This window comes from Halomonas sp. H33-56, from assembly GCF_040147035.1.
In the GTDB taxonomy this organism is placed as follows: domain Bacteria; phylum Pseudomonadota; class Gammaproteobacteria; order Pseudomonadales; family Halomonadaceae; genus Halomonas; species Halomonas litopenaei.
Genome location: NZ_JAMSHP010000001.1, coordinates 3,879,599 through 3,897,377, shown reverse-complemented (window position 1 = coordinate 3,897,377; position 17,779 = coordinate 3,879,599). Strand labels below are relative to the sequence as shown.

The following is a 17,779-nucleotide window of genomic DNA, read 5'->3' as shown; positions in this document are numbered from 1 at the left end:
CCGTGCGCCGGGCGTGTGGCGCAAGCGTTCAGGCCCCGCGGCTGTGCCAGCGCAGCGATCAACCCCTCATCCACTATTGATTTGCCCTATGCGCTCGATTCGTCACCTCGAAGGGCTGGTCGTCGTCCGCAAATTTCGTCATACTACTGTTCAGTCATACAGTAATTGCCAGGGTCCGGCGCAGGGCCCGATGGGGACTCGGGCAAGGCGCTCGACCCCGATCCATTGTCTACAGGAGCTCCGAAATGGCGCAGGATCAGAACCGCAGCAAGGCGCTGGACGCCGCCCTTTCCCAGATCGATCGCCAGTTCGGCAAGGGTACGGTGATGCGTCTGGGAGACGCTCCCAGGGTGGTGATGCCGTCGGTATCCACCGGCTCGTTGGGTCTCGATATCGCACTTGGCATCGGCGGTCTGCCCTATGGTCGAGTGGTGGAGATATTTGGTCCGGAGTCCTCGGGCAAGACCACCCTGACACTGTCGGTGATCGCCCAGGCCCAGAAGGACGGCAAGACCTGCGCCTTTATCGACGCCGAGCATGCCCTCGATCCCAGCTACGCCGAGAAGCTTGGCGTCAATCTGGATGATCTGCTGGTGTCGCAGCCGGATACCGGTGAGCAGGCGCTGGAAATCTGCGACATGCTGGTGCGTTCCGGTGGCGTCGACGTGATCATCATCGACTCGGTGGCGGCGCTGACGCCCAGAGCCGAGATCGAAGGCGAGATGGGCGACTCCCACGTCGGCCTGCAGGCCCGACTGATGTCCCAGGCGCTGCGCAAGATTACCGGCAATATCAAGAACGCCAACTGCATGGTGGTGTTCATCAACCAGATCCGCATGAAGATCGGGGTGATGTTCGGTAGCCCCGAGACCACCACCGGCGGTAACGCCCTGAAGTTCTACTCGAGCGTGCGTCTGGATATCCGTCGTACCGGCTCGGTCAAGCAGGGCGACGAGGTCACCGGCAACGAGACCCGGGTCAAGGTGGTCAAGAACAAGGTGGCGCCGCCCTTCCGTCAGGCCGAATTCCAGATCCTCTACGGCAAGGGCATCTACCACGCCGGCGAGGTGGTGGACCTTGGCGTTCAGTGCAAGCTGGTGGACAAGGCCGGCGCCTGGTACAGCTACCAGGGCAACAAGATCGGCCAGGGCAAGGCCAACGCCGCCCAGTTCCTCGAGGACAACCCGGCCATCATGGAAGAGATCGAGTCCCAGATTCGTGCCCAGTTGCTGACCCAGCCGGAGCCGAAGAAGAGCGAGAAGGAAGCGGAAGCCGCGGCGCCCGCTGGCGACGACCTTGGCGACGATCTGCTGTAGCAGGTCGACTCGCGGCAAGCCGGCACGCCGGCCTGTGACGTCGCAACGTACGACTTTCCTCGGGCCCCTCGACAGGGGCCCGAGGCGTTTGTGAAAGGGGGCTCGCGCCGTCGGTGCTCGCCGTCCCGTGCCAACAGGAGATGACATGCACAAGGCTGCCAGCCAGATGTCCCCACGCGAGCACGCCATCGATCTGCTCGCTCGACGCGAATACGGCCGTGAAGAGCTGCGAGGGCGATTGCTGGCCAAGGGGCACGTCCTCGAGGACATTGAGCAGGCCCTGGAAGCGCTTGCCGATCAAGGCCTGCAGAGCGACCGGCGCTTCGCCGAGAGCTTTCTGCGCGGTCGGTTGATGCGGGGGCAGGGGCCGGTGAAGATGCTGGCGGAACTGGGCCAGAGGGGCGTCGATCGAGCGCTGGCCAGGGAGGCGCTGGCAGAACTGGAGCACGAGGAGTCCGTCGACTGGTATCGACTGGCGAGCGAAGCGCTGGAGCGGCGCTTCGGCCCAGAGCTGCCAGCGGATCCCAGGGAACGTGCTCGGCGTGAACGCTTTCTGGCCGGGCGCGGTTTCGACTTCGACCAGGTGCGCGAGGCGATACGGGCCCTCGGCGATGATTGAACCGCCGTCAGACGGGCCTTCTCGGATGCGGTTTTGCACGACCCACTTTAGTCGCTTGACAACTACGCTATAATGTCCCCTTTTGCGACAGCCCCGGGTCGCGGTTTCATGCTCGGATGCTCCGGCGTGCCACGGCAGTGGGCCGGTTCGACGCGCTCTATCGCTCATCGCCACGGATATTTCATGAAAAGCGCAGATATCAGACAGGCCTTTCTGAGGTTCTTCGAAGAACAGGGTCATACCCGCGTGCCGTCCAGTTCGCTGGTGCCGGGCAACGATCCGACGCTGTTGTTCACCAACGCCGGCATGGTGCCGTTCAAGGACGTCTTTCTCGGGCGTGACCCCAGGGACTATGTGCGGGCTACCTCCTCCCAGCGCTGCGTGCGCGCCGGTGGCAAGCACAACGATCTGGACAACGTCGGTTACACCGCGCGTCATCACACCTTCTTCGAGATGCTGGGCAACTTCAGCTTCGGCGACTACTTCAAGCGCGACGCCATCGGCTTTGCCTGGACCTTCCTGACCGAGGTGCTGGGACTGCCCAAGGAGAAGCTGTGGGTCACCGTCCACGTCAGTGATGATGAGGCCGAACGCATCTGGAAAGACGAGATCGGTATCGATCCCGAGCGCTTCTCCAAGCTGGACGAAGACAACTTCTGGCAGATGGGCGACACCGGCCCTTGCGGTCCCAGCTCCGAGATCTTCTACGATCATGGCGCCGAGGTGTGGGGCGGCCCTCCCGGCAGTCCGGAGGAAGACGGTGATCGCTACATCGAGATCTGGAACCTGGTGTTCATGCAGTTCGATCGCGACGCCAGCGGCGAGATGAAGCCGCTGCCCAAACCGTCCATCGATACCGGCATGGGGCTGGAGCGCATCGCCGCAGTCATGCAGGGGGTCCACTCCAACTACGAGATCGACCTGTTCCAGAATCTGCTCAAGGCCGCCGCCGAGGCGACCGGTGCGAGCGACCTGGAGGCGCCGTCGCTGCGCGTGATCGCCGACCACATCCGTTCCTGTGCCTTCCTGATCGCGGACGGCGTGCTGCCTTCCAACGAAGGTCGTGGTTACGTGCTCAGGCGGATCATTCGCCGGGCGATCCGCCACGGTCACAAGCTGGGCGCCCAGGGAGCCTTCTTCCATCGCCTGGTGGCGGCGCTGGACGCCGAGATGGGCGAGGCCTACCCGGAACTGCGCCAGGCTCGCGCACAGATCGAGCGCGTGTTGCTGAAGGAAGAAGAGCAGTTCGCTCGCACCCTGGATCATGGCATGGGCCTGCTGGAGCAGGCGCTGGCCGCGCTCGACGGTGACACCCTGCCGGGCGAGACGGTGTTCAAGCTCTACGACACCTACGGCTTTCCCTATGACCTTACCGCCGATGTCTGCCGTGAGCGGGGCGTCACCCTGGATGCCGAAGGCTTCGAGCGGGAGCTCGAGGCGCAGCGTGAGCGGGCCCGGGCGGCCAGCCAGTTCGGCGCCGAGTACAGCGCCACCATCGAGCTCGAGGGCCAGACCGAGTTCACCGGCTACGACCGCCTCGAGGACAACGCCAGGGTGGTCGCGCTCTATGACAGCGAAGGCAATGCGCTCGAGCGCCTGACGCCTGAGCATCCCGCCGTGGTGGTGCTGGACCGCACCCCCTTCTACGGCGAGTCCGGTGGCCAGGTCGGTGATACCGGCTACCTGAACGTCGAGGGCGGACGGTTCCTGGTCAAGGACACCCAGAAACAGGCGGGGCATCACCTGCATCAGGGGGTGTTGCTCGAAGGTGAGCTGGTGGTCGGCAGCGAGGTCACGCCCCAGGTGGACGAGAGCCTGCGTGCGGCGACGGTGCGTAACCACTCGGCGACCCACCTGCTGCACAAGGCCCTGCGTCTGGTGCTGGGCGATCATGTCCAGCAGAAGGGCTCGCTGGTGACGCCTGAGCGCCTGCGTTTCGACTTCAGCCACTTCGAGGCAATGAGCGCCGAACAGCTCAAGGAAGTGGAGCGCCTGGTCAACCAGCAGGTGCTGGCCAATGCGCCGACCCGGATCGAGAGCATGACCCTCGATGAGGCCAAGGAGAAGGGCGCCGCTGCCCTGTTCGAGGCCAAGTACGCCGACAGCGTGCGCGTGCTGACCATCGGTGCCGACGACTTCTCCATCGAGCTGTGTGGTGGTACCCACGTGGCCCGCAGTGGCGACATCGGCTGCTGTCATATCGTCGCCGAGAGCGGCATCGCCTCAGGCGTGCGTCGGATCGAGGCGATCACCGGTGAGGGCGCGCTGGCCTACTTCGGCGAACAGGAGGCGCGCCTTGCGCGTGTGGCCGAGCGCCTCAAGGCCAAGCCCGAGCAGCTCGAGGAGCGCGTCGACAGCCTGGTCGAGCGTAATCGCGGCCTGGAGAAGGAGCTCGAGCGGCTCAAGGCCAAGCTCGCCAGCGCCGCCGGCAGCGACATGCTGGCAAGCGCCACAGAGGTTCAGGGCGTCAAGGTACTGGCGACGCACCTGGATGGCGTGTCGGGCAAGGAATTGCGTGGCGTGCTTGACCAGCTCAAGAACAAGCTTGGCTCCGGCATCATCGTGCTGGGGGTGGCCGACGAGGCCGCCGGCAAGGTCAGCCTGATCGCCGGGGTGACCGATGATCTGACCGCCAGGGTCAAGGCCGGGGAGCTTGTCAATCACGTCGCCGGACAGGTCGGCGGCAAGGGCGGCGGTCGTGCCGACATGGCCCAGGCCGGCGGTAGCGACGTCAATGCACTGCCGGCGGCGCTGGAGAGCGTCCCGGCCTGGGTGGACGCCAAATTGTGATCCCTCTGGGGTCGGGGGCTCGAGAGGGTCCCCGGCCCTTTTTTCTGCCCTGACAAAACTTCGCAGAGACAACAGTTTCATTCATTGAATCCAACGAGCGAGGAAGACGGCATATGGCACTATACGTACAGAAGTTCGGTGGGACGTCGGTCGGCTCGGTGGAGCGCATCAAGGCCGTGGCCGAGAAGGTCAAGGGCTTCCGCGACCAGGGCCATCAGGTCGTGGTGGTGGTCTCCGCCATGAGCGGCGAGACCAACCGCCTGATCGGGATGGCCAACGAGATCAACGACGAGCCGACCCCCCGTGAGATGGACATGCTGGTGTCCACCGGCGAGCAGGTGACCATCTCGCTGCTGGCGATGGCGCTGCACAAGCTGGACGTGCCGGCAACGTCCTACACCGGCTCTCAGGTCGGCATCATGACCGACAGCGCCCACACCAAGGCGCGTATCCAGCGCATCGAGACCGACGAGATGCGCGAAGACCTGGACGCTGGCCAGGTGGTGGTGGTCGCCGGCTTCCAGGGGGTCGATGAGGAAGGCAATATCACCACCCTGGGTCGTGGCGGCTCGGACACCACCGGTGTGGCGCTGGCGGCCGCGCTCAAGGCCGACGAGTGCCAGATCTACACCGATGTGGACGGCGTCTACACCACCGACCCGCGGGTCTGCTCCAAGGCCCAGCGCCTGGATTCGATCACCGTGGAGGAGATGCTGGAGCTTGCCAGCCTCGGCTCCAAGGTGTTGCAGATTCGCGCCGTCGAATTTGCCGGCAAGTACAATGTTCCGCTGCGCGTGCTGTCCAGTTTCGAGGACGGCCCCGGCACCCTGATCGTTGCAGACTCCGAACAAGACGAGGATTCCATGGAAGAACCGCTGATCTCAGGCATCGCCTTCACCGCCAACGAAGCCAAGCTGACCCTGCTCAACACGCCGGACGTGCCGGGCGTGGCCTCGCGCATCCTGGGCCCGATCGCCGACGCCAACATCGAGATCGACATGATCGTGCAGAACGTGGCGCCGGCCGGTGACTACACCGACTTCACCTTCACCGTAGCCAAGGGTGACTACAAGCAGACCATGCGCATCCTCGAGCAGCAGGTCATCCCCGATCTGGGCGGTGGCGAGTTGCGTGGCGACGATAATATCGCCAAGGTGTCTCTGGTAGGGGTGGGTATGCGCTCACACGCCGGGGTCGCCTCGAAGATGTTCCGCGTGCTGTCCGAGGAAAACATCAACATCCGCATGGTCTCGACCTCGGAGATCAAGATCTCCGTGGTGATCGACGAGAAACAGATGGAATTGGCAGTACGTGCGCTGCACAAGGCATTTGGTCTCGACAAGGCCGATATCGAGAGCGAATAAGTTTCTCGGCGCGGCGCACACCTTCTACGCTTTAAGGAGTCCCCTCGCCAATTCGGCCGGGGGCTTCCCTTAAACGGCACAATCAGGTGTCATGAGTCGCTAGTGCTCGCCACCAAGAAAGAGGGCACGTCGTCCGGAAGCGTGACGGCGTAGCGACTCACGTAACAAGTCTGAGAAGGAGATCAGTCATGCTCATCCTGACACGCCGCGTCGGCGAAACCCTGATGATCGGGGACGATATCACCGTCACCGTTCTGGGGGTGAAGGGAAATCAAGTGCGTATCGGCGTGAATGCGCCCAAGGACGTTGCCGTCCACCGTGAAGAGATCTACCAGCGCATCCAGCGCGAGAAGGCTGACGATGGCGCTGCCGATGATGAGTGAAGGTGGTGGCCGAGCGGAGAACTTTTTTCGCCTCGGGCTGGACAAAGGCCTTACGTCTCGGTAGGATACGCACCGTGCCGATGAGGGAGAGGTGGCCGAGTGGCTGAAGGCGCTCCCCTGCTAAGGGAGTATGGGGTTTATAGCCTCATCGAGGGTTCGAATCCCTCCCTCTCCGCCATTTTACGATGCATGTCGTGAAGCGGCTTCATGGGTACCGATGATCAGGCATGTTGGATGCCTGGTGCATCAAGAGATTGATACGCGCCCGTAGCTCAGCTGGATAGAGTACCTGACTACGAATCAGGTGGTCGGAGGTTCGAATCCTCCCGGGCGCGCCATCTTCTCCCAGGTTGCATTCCGATAGTTTCCTGGAATACGACATCGCAATGAATTTCATTGCCTACGCGCCCGTAGCTCAGCTGGATAGAGTACCTGACTACGAATCAGGTGGTCGGAGGTTCGAATCCTCCCGGGCGCGCCAGATTTAGACCCGCTCTCTTCGGAGGGCGGGTTTTCTGTTTCCTGTCCAGTTTCGTGCTGACCGGCTGGCGATCACTGCCGGTTGCGATCGTTTAGGCGCCTGTCGCGAGATGGGCGCCTTTTTTTATGCTGTTTCCTGCCAAGTTTCCTGTCCAGTTTCGTGCTGACCGGCTGACCGGCTGACCGGCTGACCGGCTGACCGGCTGACCGGCTGACCGGCTGACCGGCTGACCGGCTGACCGGCTGACTGGCGTCGATTCGTTATGAACGGTGCTGTGTCGAGCGTCGGTCGTTGTCTTCCCTGGCCTGGTCTAGGCTGAAGCCTGACATTCACGCATCGGGAGGGTGGCGCATGGGCGGCAAGGTGGCGGCGGCGTATCAGGCGACCAGGGGGTCAGTGCTCGACGTGGATCGCGCCTTCTATGACGGCCTGACCGAGCGGGCGGGGAGGCGGCGGCGAGTGGCCAGTCATCGGGTGCCGATTCGTGATGGGCTGGCCTGGGAGGTCAAGGCGGGGCAGGTCTTTCGCATCGCCATCGTCGATGGCGCCCAGGTCGGTGACTTCAACATGTGGCATCGCCATGACCCGCGCGAGCGCATGTGGGCCTCGCGCACCCGTCAGCTGCAGCGAGCCCATGTCAGCACCTACGACAGGCTGTGGTCGACGCTGCCCTTTCTGCGTCCCATGGCCACCATCATCGACGACACTCTGGCAGGCTACGGTGAGGACGCCGAAGGCGGGCGTGTGCATGACCTGCTGGGAACCCGCTGCGATCCCTACGTCAATCGCCTGTTGACCGGCGAGGATTTCGATTTTCACTGCCATTCCAACCTGGTGAGGGCGGTCGCACCCTGGGGGTTGACCGAGTTTGACGTGCATGACGTGCTCAATGTCTTCCAGTGCACCGGGCTCAACGACGATGACCAGTACTTCATGAAGGCCTGCCCGGCGCGGTCTGGGGACTATCTTGAGCTGTTCGCCGAGATCGACCTGTTGTGCGCGCTGTCCTGCTGTCCCGGTGGCGATCTGTCGGTGGATCTATGGGGGCCGGACGCCAGGGATCCGCTGTCCACCTGCCACCCCTTGGCGGTGGAAGTGTTCGAGGTCGAGTCCGAGCGGCTGGCGCAGTGGCAGCCGCCCGAATCTCCGGCCTATGCAGGCGCCCACGGGCGGCGTGATCCCGATGTGGATTGGGCCGATCTCAAGGACAAGAGCTAGGCGCTGCTCCGATCGGATTCCTCTCCGGGAGGGGAGGTTGGCCTGCCTATCCCTATTGGGCGGCGGCGACTGCCTCGCTTCGGTGCTTGGGTGAGGCGAGATTCTGGCGCAGTGTGGCGTCTGGAGTCGTGACGGGGCCTGGTTCAGGGTGCTGGGCGCCGAGCCCCGCAAGGAATTCATCGAGGTCGGTGATGCGTCGCAGGGCCTGAAAGCGGGAGGCGGCCTCGCGGTCGCGCGCCTTCATGTGGTTCATCCACTGCTTTAGTAGCGATACCACCACTTTTGCCGGGAGTGTGGTACGCTGCATTGCAGCATAGGACGTCAGGATGCCGGCTCGCTCGGCCCATGTCGTGGCCGGCAGGCGCTCTCCGGTGCGCTGCCAGTGGCGGATGCGCGGGGCGAGTTTCGGGTCGGCCAGGGCGCCGCGGCCAAGCATGACGTCGCGACAGCCGGACAGGGTGCGTGCCTTCCAGTAGTCCTCGAGGGTCCAGATGTCGCCATTGGCGACGACCGGGATGCGCAGGCGCTGGTTGATGCGGCCGATCCACTCCCAATGGGCTGGCGGGCGATAGCCCTCGTCCCGGGTGCGGGCATGCACCACCAGTTGGGTGGCGCCGGCGGCCTCGGCGGCCAGGGCGCAGTCCAGCGCCCGGCGGCGGTCGGAGAAGCCCAGGCGGATCTTGGCGGTGACCGGGATGCTGTCGCCCACGGCACGGTGGACGGCGTCCACGGCACGCTCCAGGCGTCGCGGATCGCGCAACAATGAGGCGCCGCCGTCATGGCGGTTGACCAGCTTGGCTGGGCAGCCGAAGTTCAAGTCCAGGCTGATGGCGCCGAGGCGTAGCGCCTGGCGGGCATTGGCGGCCAGGGCGTCGGGGTCGGAGCCGAGCAGTTGCAGGTGCACCGGGATGTGGTTGGGGGTGATGACGCCCTCGGTCGCCAGTTCTGGGCAGTGCTTGTAGAACACTCGAGGCGGCAGACGCGCGTCCACCACCCGTACGAACTCGGTGACCGTCCAGTCGAAGCCGGCGTCACGGGTCAGCAGGTCGCGGGTATGGGCGTCGATCACGCCCTCCATGGGCGCGAGCCCGATGCGACCTTCGTCTAACCCCTGTTTATGTAGTAATTTAACAACCAAAACTGCTACCTTTAGACCATGGTGCTGTGCCGGGGATGTGGCAGGGTATAGCATCAAAATTTTTGCGCAAGCCGTATGATCCAGAAAGATCAAGGCAACTTTGGCGCTACAACGCGGAGGATCCCGCATGCAAGACACTCAGTTGCTCAACGAGGGCCTCAGCCTGATGGCGCTCGGCATGGGTTTTGTTTTTGTTTTTCTTACGGTGCTGGTGATCACCACCACGCTGATGTCTCGTGTCATCGGTCGCTACTTTCCCGAACCGGTGCCGGTCGAGGCGCCCAAGCGCGGGGCGGCACCCGCCGCGCCGGGACAGGACGATGCGGTGATGGCGGCGATCTCGGCCGCGGTTCACCGCTACCGCCAGCGTCGCTGAGGTCGTCCGTACCAGGCGACGACCCTGACCGTGAATTTCGACAAAGCGCTTCATAACGATAAGGACCCAGCCATGAGCGAATCTGCACGCCCGCTAGGCATCACCGATGTCGTGCTACGCGACGCCCATCAGTCTCTGTTCGCCACCCGCATGCGTATCGACGACATGCTGCCCATCGCCGAGAAGCTCGACAAGATCGGCTTCTGGTCGCTGGAATCCTGGGGCGGCGCCACCTTTGACGCCTGTATCCGCTACCTCGGCGAAGATCCGTGGGAGCGGATACGGGCGTTGAAGGAAGCCATGCCCAATACGCCCCAGCAGATGTTGCTGCGGGGCCAGAACCTGTTGGGCTATCGCCACTATGCCGATGACGTGGTCGACCGCTTCGTCGAGCGCGCCAAGACCAACGGGGTCGATGTCTTCCGCGTGTTCGATGCGATGAACGACCCACGTAACCTCGAGCGTGCGATCCAGGCGGTCAAGGCCAACGATGGCCATGCTCAGGGTACCATCTCCTACACCAAGAGCCCGGTGCACACCCTGGACAGCTGGGTGGAATTGGCCAAGTCCATCGCCGACATGGGCGCCGACTCCCTGGCGATCAAGGACATGGCGGGGCTTCTGACTCCCTATGACGCCTTCGAGCTTGTCACCAAACTCAAGTCGGCGCTGAATATTCGCATCCATCTGCACTGCCACGCCACTACCGGGCTTTCATCGGCGACCGCGCTCAAGGCCGCCGAGGCAGGCGTCGACAACGTCGATACCGCCATCTCCTCGATGTCGATGACCTACGGCCACAGCCCCACCGAATCGCTGGTGGCGATGCTCAAGGACACCGAGCGCGATACCGGCCTGGACCTGGAGGCCCTGGAAGATATCGCCGCCTACTTCCGTGAGGTGCGCAAGAAGTACGCCGCTTTCGAGGGCTCGCTCAAGGGCATCGACTCGCGCATTCTGGTGGCCCAGGTGCCCGGTGGCATGCTCACCAACATGGAAGGCCAGTTGAAGGAGCAGGGCGCCGGTGACCGTCTCGATGAGGTGCTCAAGGAGATTCCTCGGGTCCGTGAAGACCTCGGCTATATTCCGCTGGTGACCCCCACCTCCCAGATCGTCGGCACCCAGGCGGTGATGAACGTGATGATGGGGGAGCGCTACAAGTCCATCTCCAAGGAGGTGCAGGCGCTGCTCAAGGGCGAGTACGGCGCTGCGCCGGCGGACTTCGACAGCGAATTGCAGAGCCGGGTGCTGGACGGTGCCTCGCCGATCACCGAACGTCCCGCGGATCGACTGGATCCCGAGATGTCGCGGTTGACCGATGAGCTGGCCGCCAAGGCCAAGGACGACGGCATCCGCCTGGCCGAAGGCGAGCGTCAGGTAGACGACGTTCTGACCTACGCACTGTTCCCGCAGATCGGGCTCAAGTTCCTCAAGAACCGTGACAACCCCGACGCCTTCGAACCTGCGCCCAGCGTCGAGGCGGCGACGCCCGCTGCGCCCGCCAAGGCGCCGGCGGCCAAGGCTGGTACCGCCGGACCCGAGACCTACACCGTCAAGGTCAACGGCACCGCCTACGTGGTCGAGGTCGCCGAGGGTGGCGACATTTCCCAGGTCAAGGAAGCGCCCGCCGCTGGCTCTTCTGACGCTGCACCGGCGGCGCCGGCAGCTTCCTCCGGCGAGACCATCGATGCACCGCTGGCCGGCAACATCTTCAAGGTCAACGTCAAGCCCGGCGACAGCGTGGCCGAGGGTGACGTGGTGGTCATCCTCGAGGCGATGAAGATGGAGACCGAGGTCCGCGCTGCCGCTGCCGGCACCGTGTCCGACGTCCAGGTCGCCGAGGGCGACAGCGTCTCCGTCGGCGACACCCTGATCGTGCTTTAAGGACCTCCCATGGAGAAGATTCTGACCCTATGGTACGGCTCCGGGCTGTACAACCTGACCCTGGGCCAGGCGGTGATGCTGGTGGTGGGCCTGCTGCTCTTGTGGCTGGCCATCTCCAAGAAGTTCGAACCGCTGTTGCTGGTGCCGATCGGCTTCGGCGGCATCCTGGCTAATATTCCCGAGGCGGGGCTGGCGTTGTCGGCGGCAGAGCAGGCGGCCCACCTGGGGCGTCCCGAGCTGCTGGCGCAGATGGCCCAGGCGCTCGGCACCAGCCTGCCGGCGGGCGCCGACGTGGATACCTGGCGCTACGCCATCAGCGAGACGCTGCACGGTGATATCTCGCCGGCGCTGCTTCGTACCGCCAACGACCTGGCCATGGATGGGGGCTATTCCCATGGCATGCTGTATCAGTTCTACAGCGTGGCCATCGCCTCCGGTATCGCGCCGCTGGTGATCTTCATGGGGGTCGGCGCGATGACCGACTTCGGTCCGCTGCTGGCCAACCCGCGCACCCTGTTCCTCGGCGCCGCCGCCCAGTTCGGCATCTTCGCCACTCTGATCGGGGCGGTGGGCATGACCGCCATGGGCTGGATGGACTTCAGCCTCAACCAGGCTGCGGCCATCGGCATCATCGGTGGAGCCGACGGTCCGACCTCGATCTATGTCTCGAGCATCCTGGCCCCCGAGCTGCTGGGTGCCATCGCGGTGGCGTCCTACTCCTACATGGCGCTGGTGCCGTTGATCCAGCCGCCGATCATGAAGGCGTTGACCACCCAGAAGGAGCGCAGCATCGCCATGACCCAGCTTCGTCCGGTGTCGAAGCTCGAGAAGATCGTGTTTCCGCTGGCACTGCTGATCCTGGTGGTATTGTTCCTGCCGGATGCGGCGCCGCTGCTCGGGATGTTCTGCTTCGGCAACCTGATGCGTGAGTGCGGGGTGGTCGAACGGCTCTCGGACACGGCGCAGAACGCCCTGATCAACATCGTGACCATCTTCCTCGGACTGTCGGTGGGCTCCAAGCTGATGGCCGACCGCTTCCTGGCGGTGGAAACCCTGGGCATCCTCGGGCTCGGCATGGTGGCCTTTGCCATCGGCACCGCCTGCGGTGTGCTGATGGCCAAGCTGCTCAACCTCATCAGCAAGCATCCGATCAACCCGTTGATCGGCTCCGCCGGTGTCTCGGCGGTGCCCATGGCGGCGCGGGTGTCCAACAAGGTGGGGCTCGAGTCCAATCCCCACAACTTCCTGCTGATGCACGCAATGGGGCCCAATGTTGCTGGTGTCATCGGCTCGGCGGTAGCCGCCGGGGTGATGATCAAGTACCTGGGATGATGATCGGGTCCCCGACATGATGGTCCCGGGATGGTGATCAAGACCCGGGAGTAGAGTCATCCGGGCCCGCAGCCCAGGTTTGACCGAACGCAGCGCCCCCGCCGCCAGGTGGGGGCGCTGCTTTTGTAGCTGACTCTGGTCGAGCCCGTCATCCCGCTTACACGCGATCGCCACGGTGCTGTCATGCGCGCTTTCTAGTCTGGCGGCTATTGCCACCGACGGAGGACGGGCATGATCGATGTCGAAAAGGCCTTGATGGCCAAGGTGCCGAAGGCACAGAGCTGGCCAGCCTGGTGCCGCCGCCTGTTGAGCGCCGGCCTCAAGGGGCTGGTGCACGAGCGCGAGATCAATGCCTTTCTCGAGCGTCATCGCCGCGCCGGAGGGCTCGAGTTCATCGACGCGGTGCTCGATCAGCTGAACTTCGGCTATTCGCTGTCGTCGCGTGATCGCGACAACATTCCGGTCGCCGGCAGGGTGGTGATCGTCGCCAATCATCCCCTCGGTGCTCTGGATGGGCTGGCGCTGGTACGCATGGTGGCGGATGTACGCCCTGACGTGAAGATCGTCGCCAATGATCTGTTGATGCAGCTTACGCCGTTGGCACCGTTGCTGCTGCCGGTGGACAACCTGTCGCGCAGGGGCTTTCGCAAGAGCCTGCAGGGCATCGTTGATGCCCTCGACGATGAACAGGCGGTGATCGTCTTCCCCGCCGGCGAGGTGTCGCGGGCGGGGCCCAAGGGGGTAAAGGACGGCAACTGGCTGTCGGGTTTCCTGCACGCGGCCCGGCGCACCAATGCGCCGATCCTGCCGGTGCACGTGGGCGGTCGCAACTCCTCGCTGTTCTATTCGTTGGCCTCGCTGTACTCGCCGCTGGGCACGCTGCTGTTGCCCCACGAGATGTTTCGCCAGAAAGGGCGGCACATCACGCTCAAGGTGGGGGGCGAGATCCCGCTGTCACGCTTCGACCGCGAGGACCTGGCCACCGTCGCCAAGCTCAAGCTGTTGCGCAAGCACGTCTACCGTCTGGGGCGGGGACGCAAGGGCGTGTTTGTCTCCGAGGCCGGTATTGCCCATCCGGAAAATCGCCAGCACCTGCGAGAGGAGCTGGTCGACGCCGAGGTGCTGGGCAGGACGCCTGACGGCAAGCAGATCCTGCTGTTTGACCATCGTCCCGACTCTGCGGTGATGCGTGAGATCGGGCGGCTGCGCGAAATTGCCTTTCGCCGGGTCGGCGAGGGCACCGGCAAGAAGCGGGATCTGGACGAGTACGACGAGCACTATCGTCATCTGGTGCTGTGGGACGATCGTGACCTGGAAATCGCCGGGGCCTATCGTCTCGGTGAGGTCGGGCGCATCCTCGATAGCAAAGGCATCGAAGGGCTCTACAGCGCCACCATCTTTCATCTCGAACAGGCGCCGATGGATCGCTGGCGCCACGGGCTGGAGCTGGGCCGCAGCTTTGTCCAGCCACGCTACTGGGGACGTCGCAGTCTCGACTATCTCTGGCATGGTCTTGGCGCCTACCTGCGCCATCATCCCGAGGTGCGCTGGCTGTTCGGGCCGGTGACCATTCCCAATCATCTACCGCCCCTGGCCAAGGACCTGCTGGTCAGCTACTACCGGCACTACCACGGGGACGGTGACAGCCCGATCCGGGCCAAGGCGGTGTGCACGATGTCGCGCGCCGGGCGCGAGGAGGCGGATCGGCTGTTCGCCGGCAACGATGCCGGCGAGGACTTTCAGCGCTTGAAAGGCGCCCTGCAGGCCATGGGGGCGGGGGTGCCGGCGCTCTACAAGCAATACGTGGAGGTGGCCGAACCTGGCGGCGTCAGCTTCAAGGCCTTCGGCGTGGATACCGCCTTCGGCTACTGCATCGATGGCCTGGTGGTGGTGGACGTGGCACGGCTCAAGGCCGACAAGCGCAGACGCTATATCGGTGAAGACGCTGTCTCGTCTGGAGAGGACGCTCTCACCAAGGACGAACACGCCGTCCTGGAGAGGCCGCTTTAGCAGGGGTCGCGTCGGACCGGTCCCGGAGGCGGAACAGACGGGGCTGGAGGCTCCCTCGACGTTAGCATCGAGCGGGCCTAGCCTGCCTGATGGTCCAGGGACTCGATGCGGCCCTTCAGGCGAGTGCTGAGCTCGCTCAGGTCGGTGGACCGTTCACTGGGCCAGCCCAGGGTCAAGGTGACGCCTTCGGCCCCGTAGTCGACCGCCTGCACCGGGATATCCTGCCCCTGGCACCACTGCCGTGCGTCGGCCTCGCCGGCAAAGTCGACCCGTATCTTGAGTGGGCGGCGCTCGATGCATTCGCCCCTGGGCAGGCTTTCCAGCGCCGTGACCAGCGCCTGGGTATAGGCGCGGGCGAGTCCGCCGGTACCGAGTTTGGTGCCGCCGAAGTAGCGGGTCACCACCGCGCCCACCTGGCCGATGCCATCGCCATCGAGTGCCTGAAACATCGGTCGGCCGGCGGTACCGCCCGGCTCGCCGTCATCGGAGAAGCCAATGTGCACCTGCTCCCCGGGCGGGCCTGCGATGTAGGCGCTGCAATGATGGCTGGCATTGGGATGCTGCCTGCGAGCCTCGGCCAGCAGCGCTTCGAAGTCCGCCACCTTGGGGGCGTGGGCCACCCAGGCGATAAAGCGGCTCTTTTCCACCTCGATCTCGCTTTCGTGCCACTCACCGGGGGCAAGCTCGGGTATCGGGTAGCGCATCAGGCGGCCATTTCTTCCTGGCGGGCGACACCCATGACAAGGCCCAGCACACGGATGTCACTGTTCTTCAGGTAGATCGGGGGCATGGTCTCGTTGGCCGGCTGCAGGCGAACACCATTCTTCTCGATATAGAGCTTTTTCAGGGTGACCTCCTGGTCATTGATCATCACCACCGCCGTTTCGCCGTTCTCGGCGCTTTCCTGGCGTTCGATGATGATCACATCGCCGTCGAAGATATTGCAATCGATCATCGAGTTGCCGCACACCTTGAGGGCGTAGGTGTTGCGCCTGACCATGCGCGATGGCACCTGCAGGGTGGCGTTGTCCAGGCAGGCCTCGATCGGCATGCCGGCGGATACCTGCCCCAGCAGGGGGACCTCCACCAGGGCATCCGAGGTGGAGTCGACGGGTGCCCAGCTGTCGGCGATGGGCAGGTTGGGCAGGCGTTCGAGGAACTGGCAGGTCGCGATATCCATGGCGCGGGGTCTCCCTTGTTGTGAGGGTCGGGCTGTCACGGGATGGAGTAGCGGGTGGCGATTGGTGTCAACGTCGAGGGATCTTGATACTGTCGATTCATACAGTATGTGAAAGATAGCAGGCCTCGCCGCTCGTGCAAGTGCCATGGATCAACGAAAGGTGCATTGCCTGTGCGATTGCGGCTGTCAGCTGCGCTGGCTGTCTGGTTCGGGTAGTGCAATCGGTGTAAAGTCTGTGCGTGATTTGCTGCCCCGTCCCTGGTTGTGGAGTGCCCTTTGCGTCTGTGTCTTGAAGCCCGACAACTGGCCTGTGAGCGCGATGGCCGCTGGTTGTTTCGAGGATTGGATGTTGTCCTCAAGGCGGGGGAAGTGCTCCGAGTCGAGGGACCCAACGGCAGTGGCAAGACCACGCTGTTGAAGATCCTGTGCGGCCAGATCGCCGACGTCGATGGAGAGGTGCGCTGGCAGGGGCGGGCGCTGCCCCGCGCCCGCGCCGACCTGCTGGCCAACCTGCTGTATCTGGGCCATGCCCCGGGTATCAAGGCCAACCTGAGTGCCCTGGAAAACCTGCGTTGGTATCAGGCGCTGGGGGGCGAGGGGTGCCCCGATGCCGAGCTCGAGGCGGCCCTGGCCGAAGTCGGCCTGGCCGGCTTCGAGGACGTCCCCACCGCCCAGCTATCGGCCGGCCAGAAGCGCCGGGTGACCCTGGCTCGTCTGGTGTCGAGTCGCCGTGCCCTGTGGGTGCTGGACGAACCTTTTACCGCGATCGATGTGGCCGGCGTGGCCGCCCTGGAGCGCCGCCTGGCCAACCATGCCGCCAGCGGCGGCGCGGTGCTGGTCACCACCCACCATCCGCTGTCCAATGTGCCTGGCGTGCGCCGGCTGACCCTGGACGGACACCGACAGGTGGCTTCATGAACACGCCGACGTCTGGGTCGATCGAAGCCGCCGAGCCGGTCAGAGAGGCCGGTGATGGACTTGGTCGCGCGATGGCTGCCACCTTCCGCCGTGACTTGACGGCGGTCGCCCGTCGACCGGGTGACGCCCTGACCCCGCTGGTGTTCTTCGCCATGGTGATCACCCTGTTTCCACTGGGGATCTCGCCGGAACCCGAACGCCTGGCGCTGATCGCCCCTGGCGTGTTGTGGGTGGCCGCCTTGCTGTCGGCACTGCTGTCGCTGGACGGCTTGTTTCGTGGCGACTTCGAGGACGGCACCCTGGAGCAACTGTTGCTTGCACCGCACCCGCTGTCGCTGCTGGTGCTGGCCAAGGTCGCCGTGCACTGGTTGACCACCGGGCTACCGCTGGCGTTGATGGCCCCCTTGCTGGGGGTGCTGCTGGCATTGCCCCAGGGCAGCTACCTGGCGCTGAGCGCGACCCTGGCACTGGGAAGTGGCTGCATCAGCCTGATTGGTGCCATCGGCGCAGGGCTGACGGTGGGGCTGGCGCGTGGTGGCATGCTGCTGTCGCTTCTGGTGTTGCCACTTTTCATGCCGGTGCTGATCTTCGGCACCGGCGCCATGGGCGCGGCGCTGGGCGGCGGGGAATGGCTGGGGCACCTGGCGGTGATCGGCGCGCTGTTGTCGGTAGCGCTGATGGCGGCTCCTGTGGCCATTGCCGCGTCGCTGCGCATCAGTATCCATGGTTGATCGGGCCGTCGTGGCCATCACGAATTCAAGGTTGATCGA

15 protein-coding genes and 3 tRNA genes are annotated in these 17,779 nt (G+C 64.4%); 15 read left to right on the top strand and 3 right to left on the bottom strand.

Translation table 11 applies throughout. The annotated features are described in order from the left end of the window. Positions 1-245 precede the first annotated feature (245 nt). The 9 genes from recA to NFH98_RS16555 all read left to right on the top strand — a co-directional run bounded on the left by recA (position 246) and on the right by NFH98_RS16555 (position 8,171). Complete coding sequence (gene recA / locus NFH98_RS16595) at positions 246-1,316, top strand: recombinase RecA (protein ID WP_045991129.1); 1,071 nt, start codon at positions 246-248, stop codon at positions 1,314-1,316. Positions 1,317-1,461: 145 nt separating this feature from the next. Then, positions 1,462-1,935, top strand: a complete 474-nt coding sequence (locus tag NFH98_RS16590) for a regulatory protein RecX (RefSeq protein WP_348814825.1) — start codon at positions 1,462-1,464, stop codon at positions 1,933-1,935. 183 nt (positions 1,936-2,118) lie between these two features. Further along, a complete protein-coding gene (alaS, locus tag NFH98_RS16585; protein ID WP_124803434.1) occupies positions 2,119-4,725 on the top strand; it encodes an alanine--tRNA ligase in 2,607 nt (868 codons plus the stop codon). Between the two features lie 113 nt (positions 4,726-4,838). Further along, the gene (locus NFH98_RS16580; protein ID WP_045991126.1) at positions 4,839-6,089 is read left to right on the top strand and encodes an aspartate kinase; all 1,251 of its coding nucleotides are present in this window, start codon (positions 4,839-4,841) and stop codon (positions 6,087-6,089) included. Positions 6,090-6,277: 188 nt separating this feature from the next. After that, complete coding sequence (gene csrA / locus NFH98_RS16575; protein WP_045991125.1) at positions 6,278-6,472, top strand: carbon storage regulator CsrA; 195 nt, start codon at positions 6,278-6,280, stop codon at positions 6,470-6,472. Between the two features lie 85 nt (positions 6,473-6,557). Next, positions 6,558-6,650 (top strand) — tRNA-Ser (locus NFH98_RS16570). Positions 6,651-6,733: 83 nt separating this feature from the next. Then, positions 6,734-6,810, top strand: a tRNA-Arg gene (locus NFH98_RS16565). Positions 6,811-6,876: 66 nt separating this feature from the next. Then, a tRNA-Arg gene (locus tag NFH98_RS16560) sits at positions 6,877-6,953 on the top strand. Positions 6,954-7,304: 351 nt separating this feature from the next. After that, a complete protein-coding gene (locus NFH98_RS16555) occupies positions 7,305-8,171 on the top strand; it encodes an urea carboxylase-associated family protein (protein ID WP_349622957.1) in 867 nt (288 codons plus the stop codon). Positions 8,172-8,223: 52 nt separating this feature from the next. Here the strand turns inward: NFH98_RS16555 and NFH98_RS16550 are convergent, their stop codons facing one another. Next, complete coding sequence (locus NFH98_RS16550; protein ID WP_349622956.1) at positions 8,224-9,249, bottom strand: tRNA dihydrouridine synthase; 1,026 nt, start codon at positions 9,247-9,249, stop codon at positions 8,224-8,226. A gap of 187 nt (positions 9,250-9,436) precedes the next feature. Between NFH98_RS16550 and NFH98_RS16545 the strand changes: the two genes are divergently transcribed. From NFH98_RS16545 to olsF, 4 genes are all read left to right on the top strand, one after another. Continuing rightward, on the top strand, positions 9,437-9,685 hold the full coding sequence (locus NFH98_RS16545) for an OadG family protein (protein ID WP_045991122.1): 249 nt from the start codon (positions 9,437-9,439) through the stop codon (positions 9,683-9,685). Between the two features lie 72 nt (positions 9,686-9,757). Then, the gene (gene oadA / locus NFH98_RS16540; RefSeq protein WP_108449928.1) at positions 9,758-11,569 is read left to right on the top strand and encodes a sodium-extruding oxaloacetate decarboxylase subunit alpha; all 1,812 of its coding nucleotides are present in this window, start codon (positions 9,758-9,760) and stop codon (positions 11,567-11,569) included. Between the two features lie 9 nt (positions 11,570-11,578). Further along, positions 11,579-12,901, top strand: a complete 1,323-nt coding sequence (locus NFH98_RS16535; RefSeq protein ID WP_108449929.1) for a sodium ion-translocating decarboxylase subunit beta — start codon at positions 11,579-11,581, stop codon at positions 12,899-12,901. 231 nt (positions 12,902-13,132) lie between these two features. Beyond that, positions 13,133-14,911, top strand: coding sequence for a bifunctional ornithine lipid synthase OlsF (olsF, locus tag NFH98_RS16530; protein WP_349622955.1), 1,779 nt, complete (start codon positions 13,133-13,135; stop codon positions 14,909-14,911). 77 nt (positions 14,912-14,988) lie between these two features. On the opposite strand, the gene NFH98_RS16525 is transcribed toward olsF, so the two are convergent. Together NFH98_RS16525 and lexA are read right to left on the bottom strand one after the other, a co-directional pair. Then, complete coding sequence (locus tag NFH98_RS16525; RefSeq protein WP_108132325.1) at positions 14,989-15,615, bottom strand: IMPACT family protein; 627 nt, start codon at positions 15,613-15,615, stop codon at positions 14,989-14,991. Continuing rightward, complete coding sequence (lexA, locus tag NFH98_RS16520) at positions 15,615-16,091, bottom strand: transcriptional repressor LexA (protein ID WP_045991117.1); 477 nt, start codon at positions 16,089-16,091, stop codon at positions 15,615-15,617. Before lexA ends, NFH98_RS16525 begins: the two co-directional genes overlap by 1 nt. Positions 16,092-16,367: 276 nt before the next feature. On the opposite strand from lexA, the gene ccmA reads away from it, so the two are divergent. Together ccmA and ccmB are read left to right on the top strand one after the other, a co-directional pair. Beyond that, positions 16,368-17,009 (top strand): cytochrome c biogenesis heme-transporting ATPase CcmA, encoded by a 642-nt coding sequence (ccmA, locus tag NFH98_RS16515; RefSeq protein ID WP_349622953.1) that lies wholly within the window; start codon positions 16,368-16,370, stop codon positions 17,007-17,009. Beyond that, positions 17,006-17,740: a heme exporter protein CcmB gene (gene ccmB / locus NFH98_RS16510; RefSeq protein WP_108449932.1), complete on the top strand. Its 735-nt coding sequence runs from the start codon at positions 17,006-17,008 to the stop codon at positions 17,738-17,740. Before ccmA ends, ccmB begins: the two co-directional genes overlap by 4 nt. Positions 17,741-17,779: the final 39 nt, after the last annotated feature.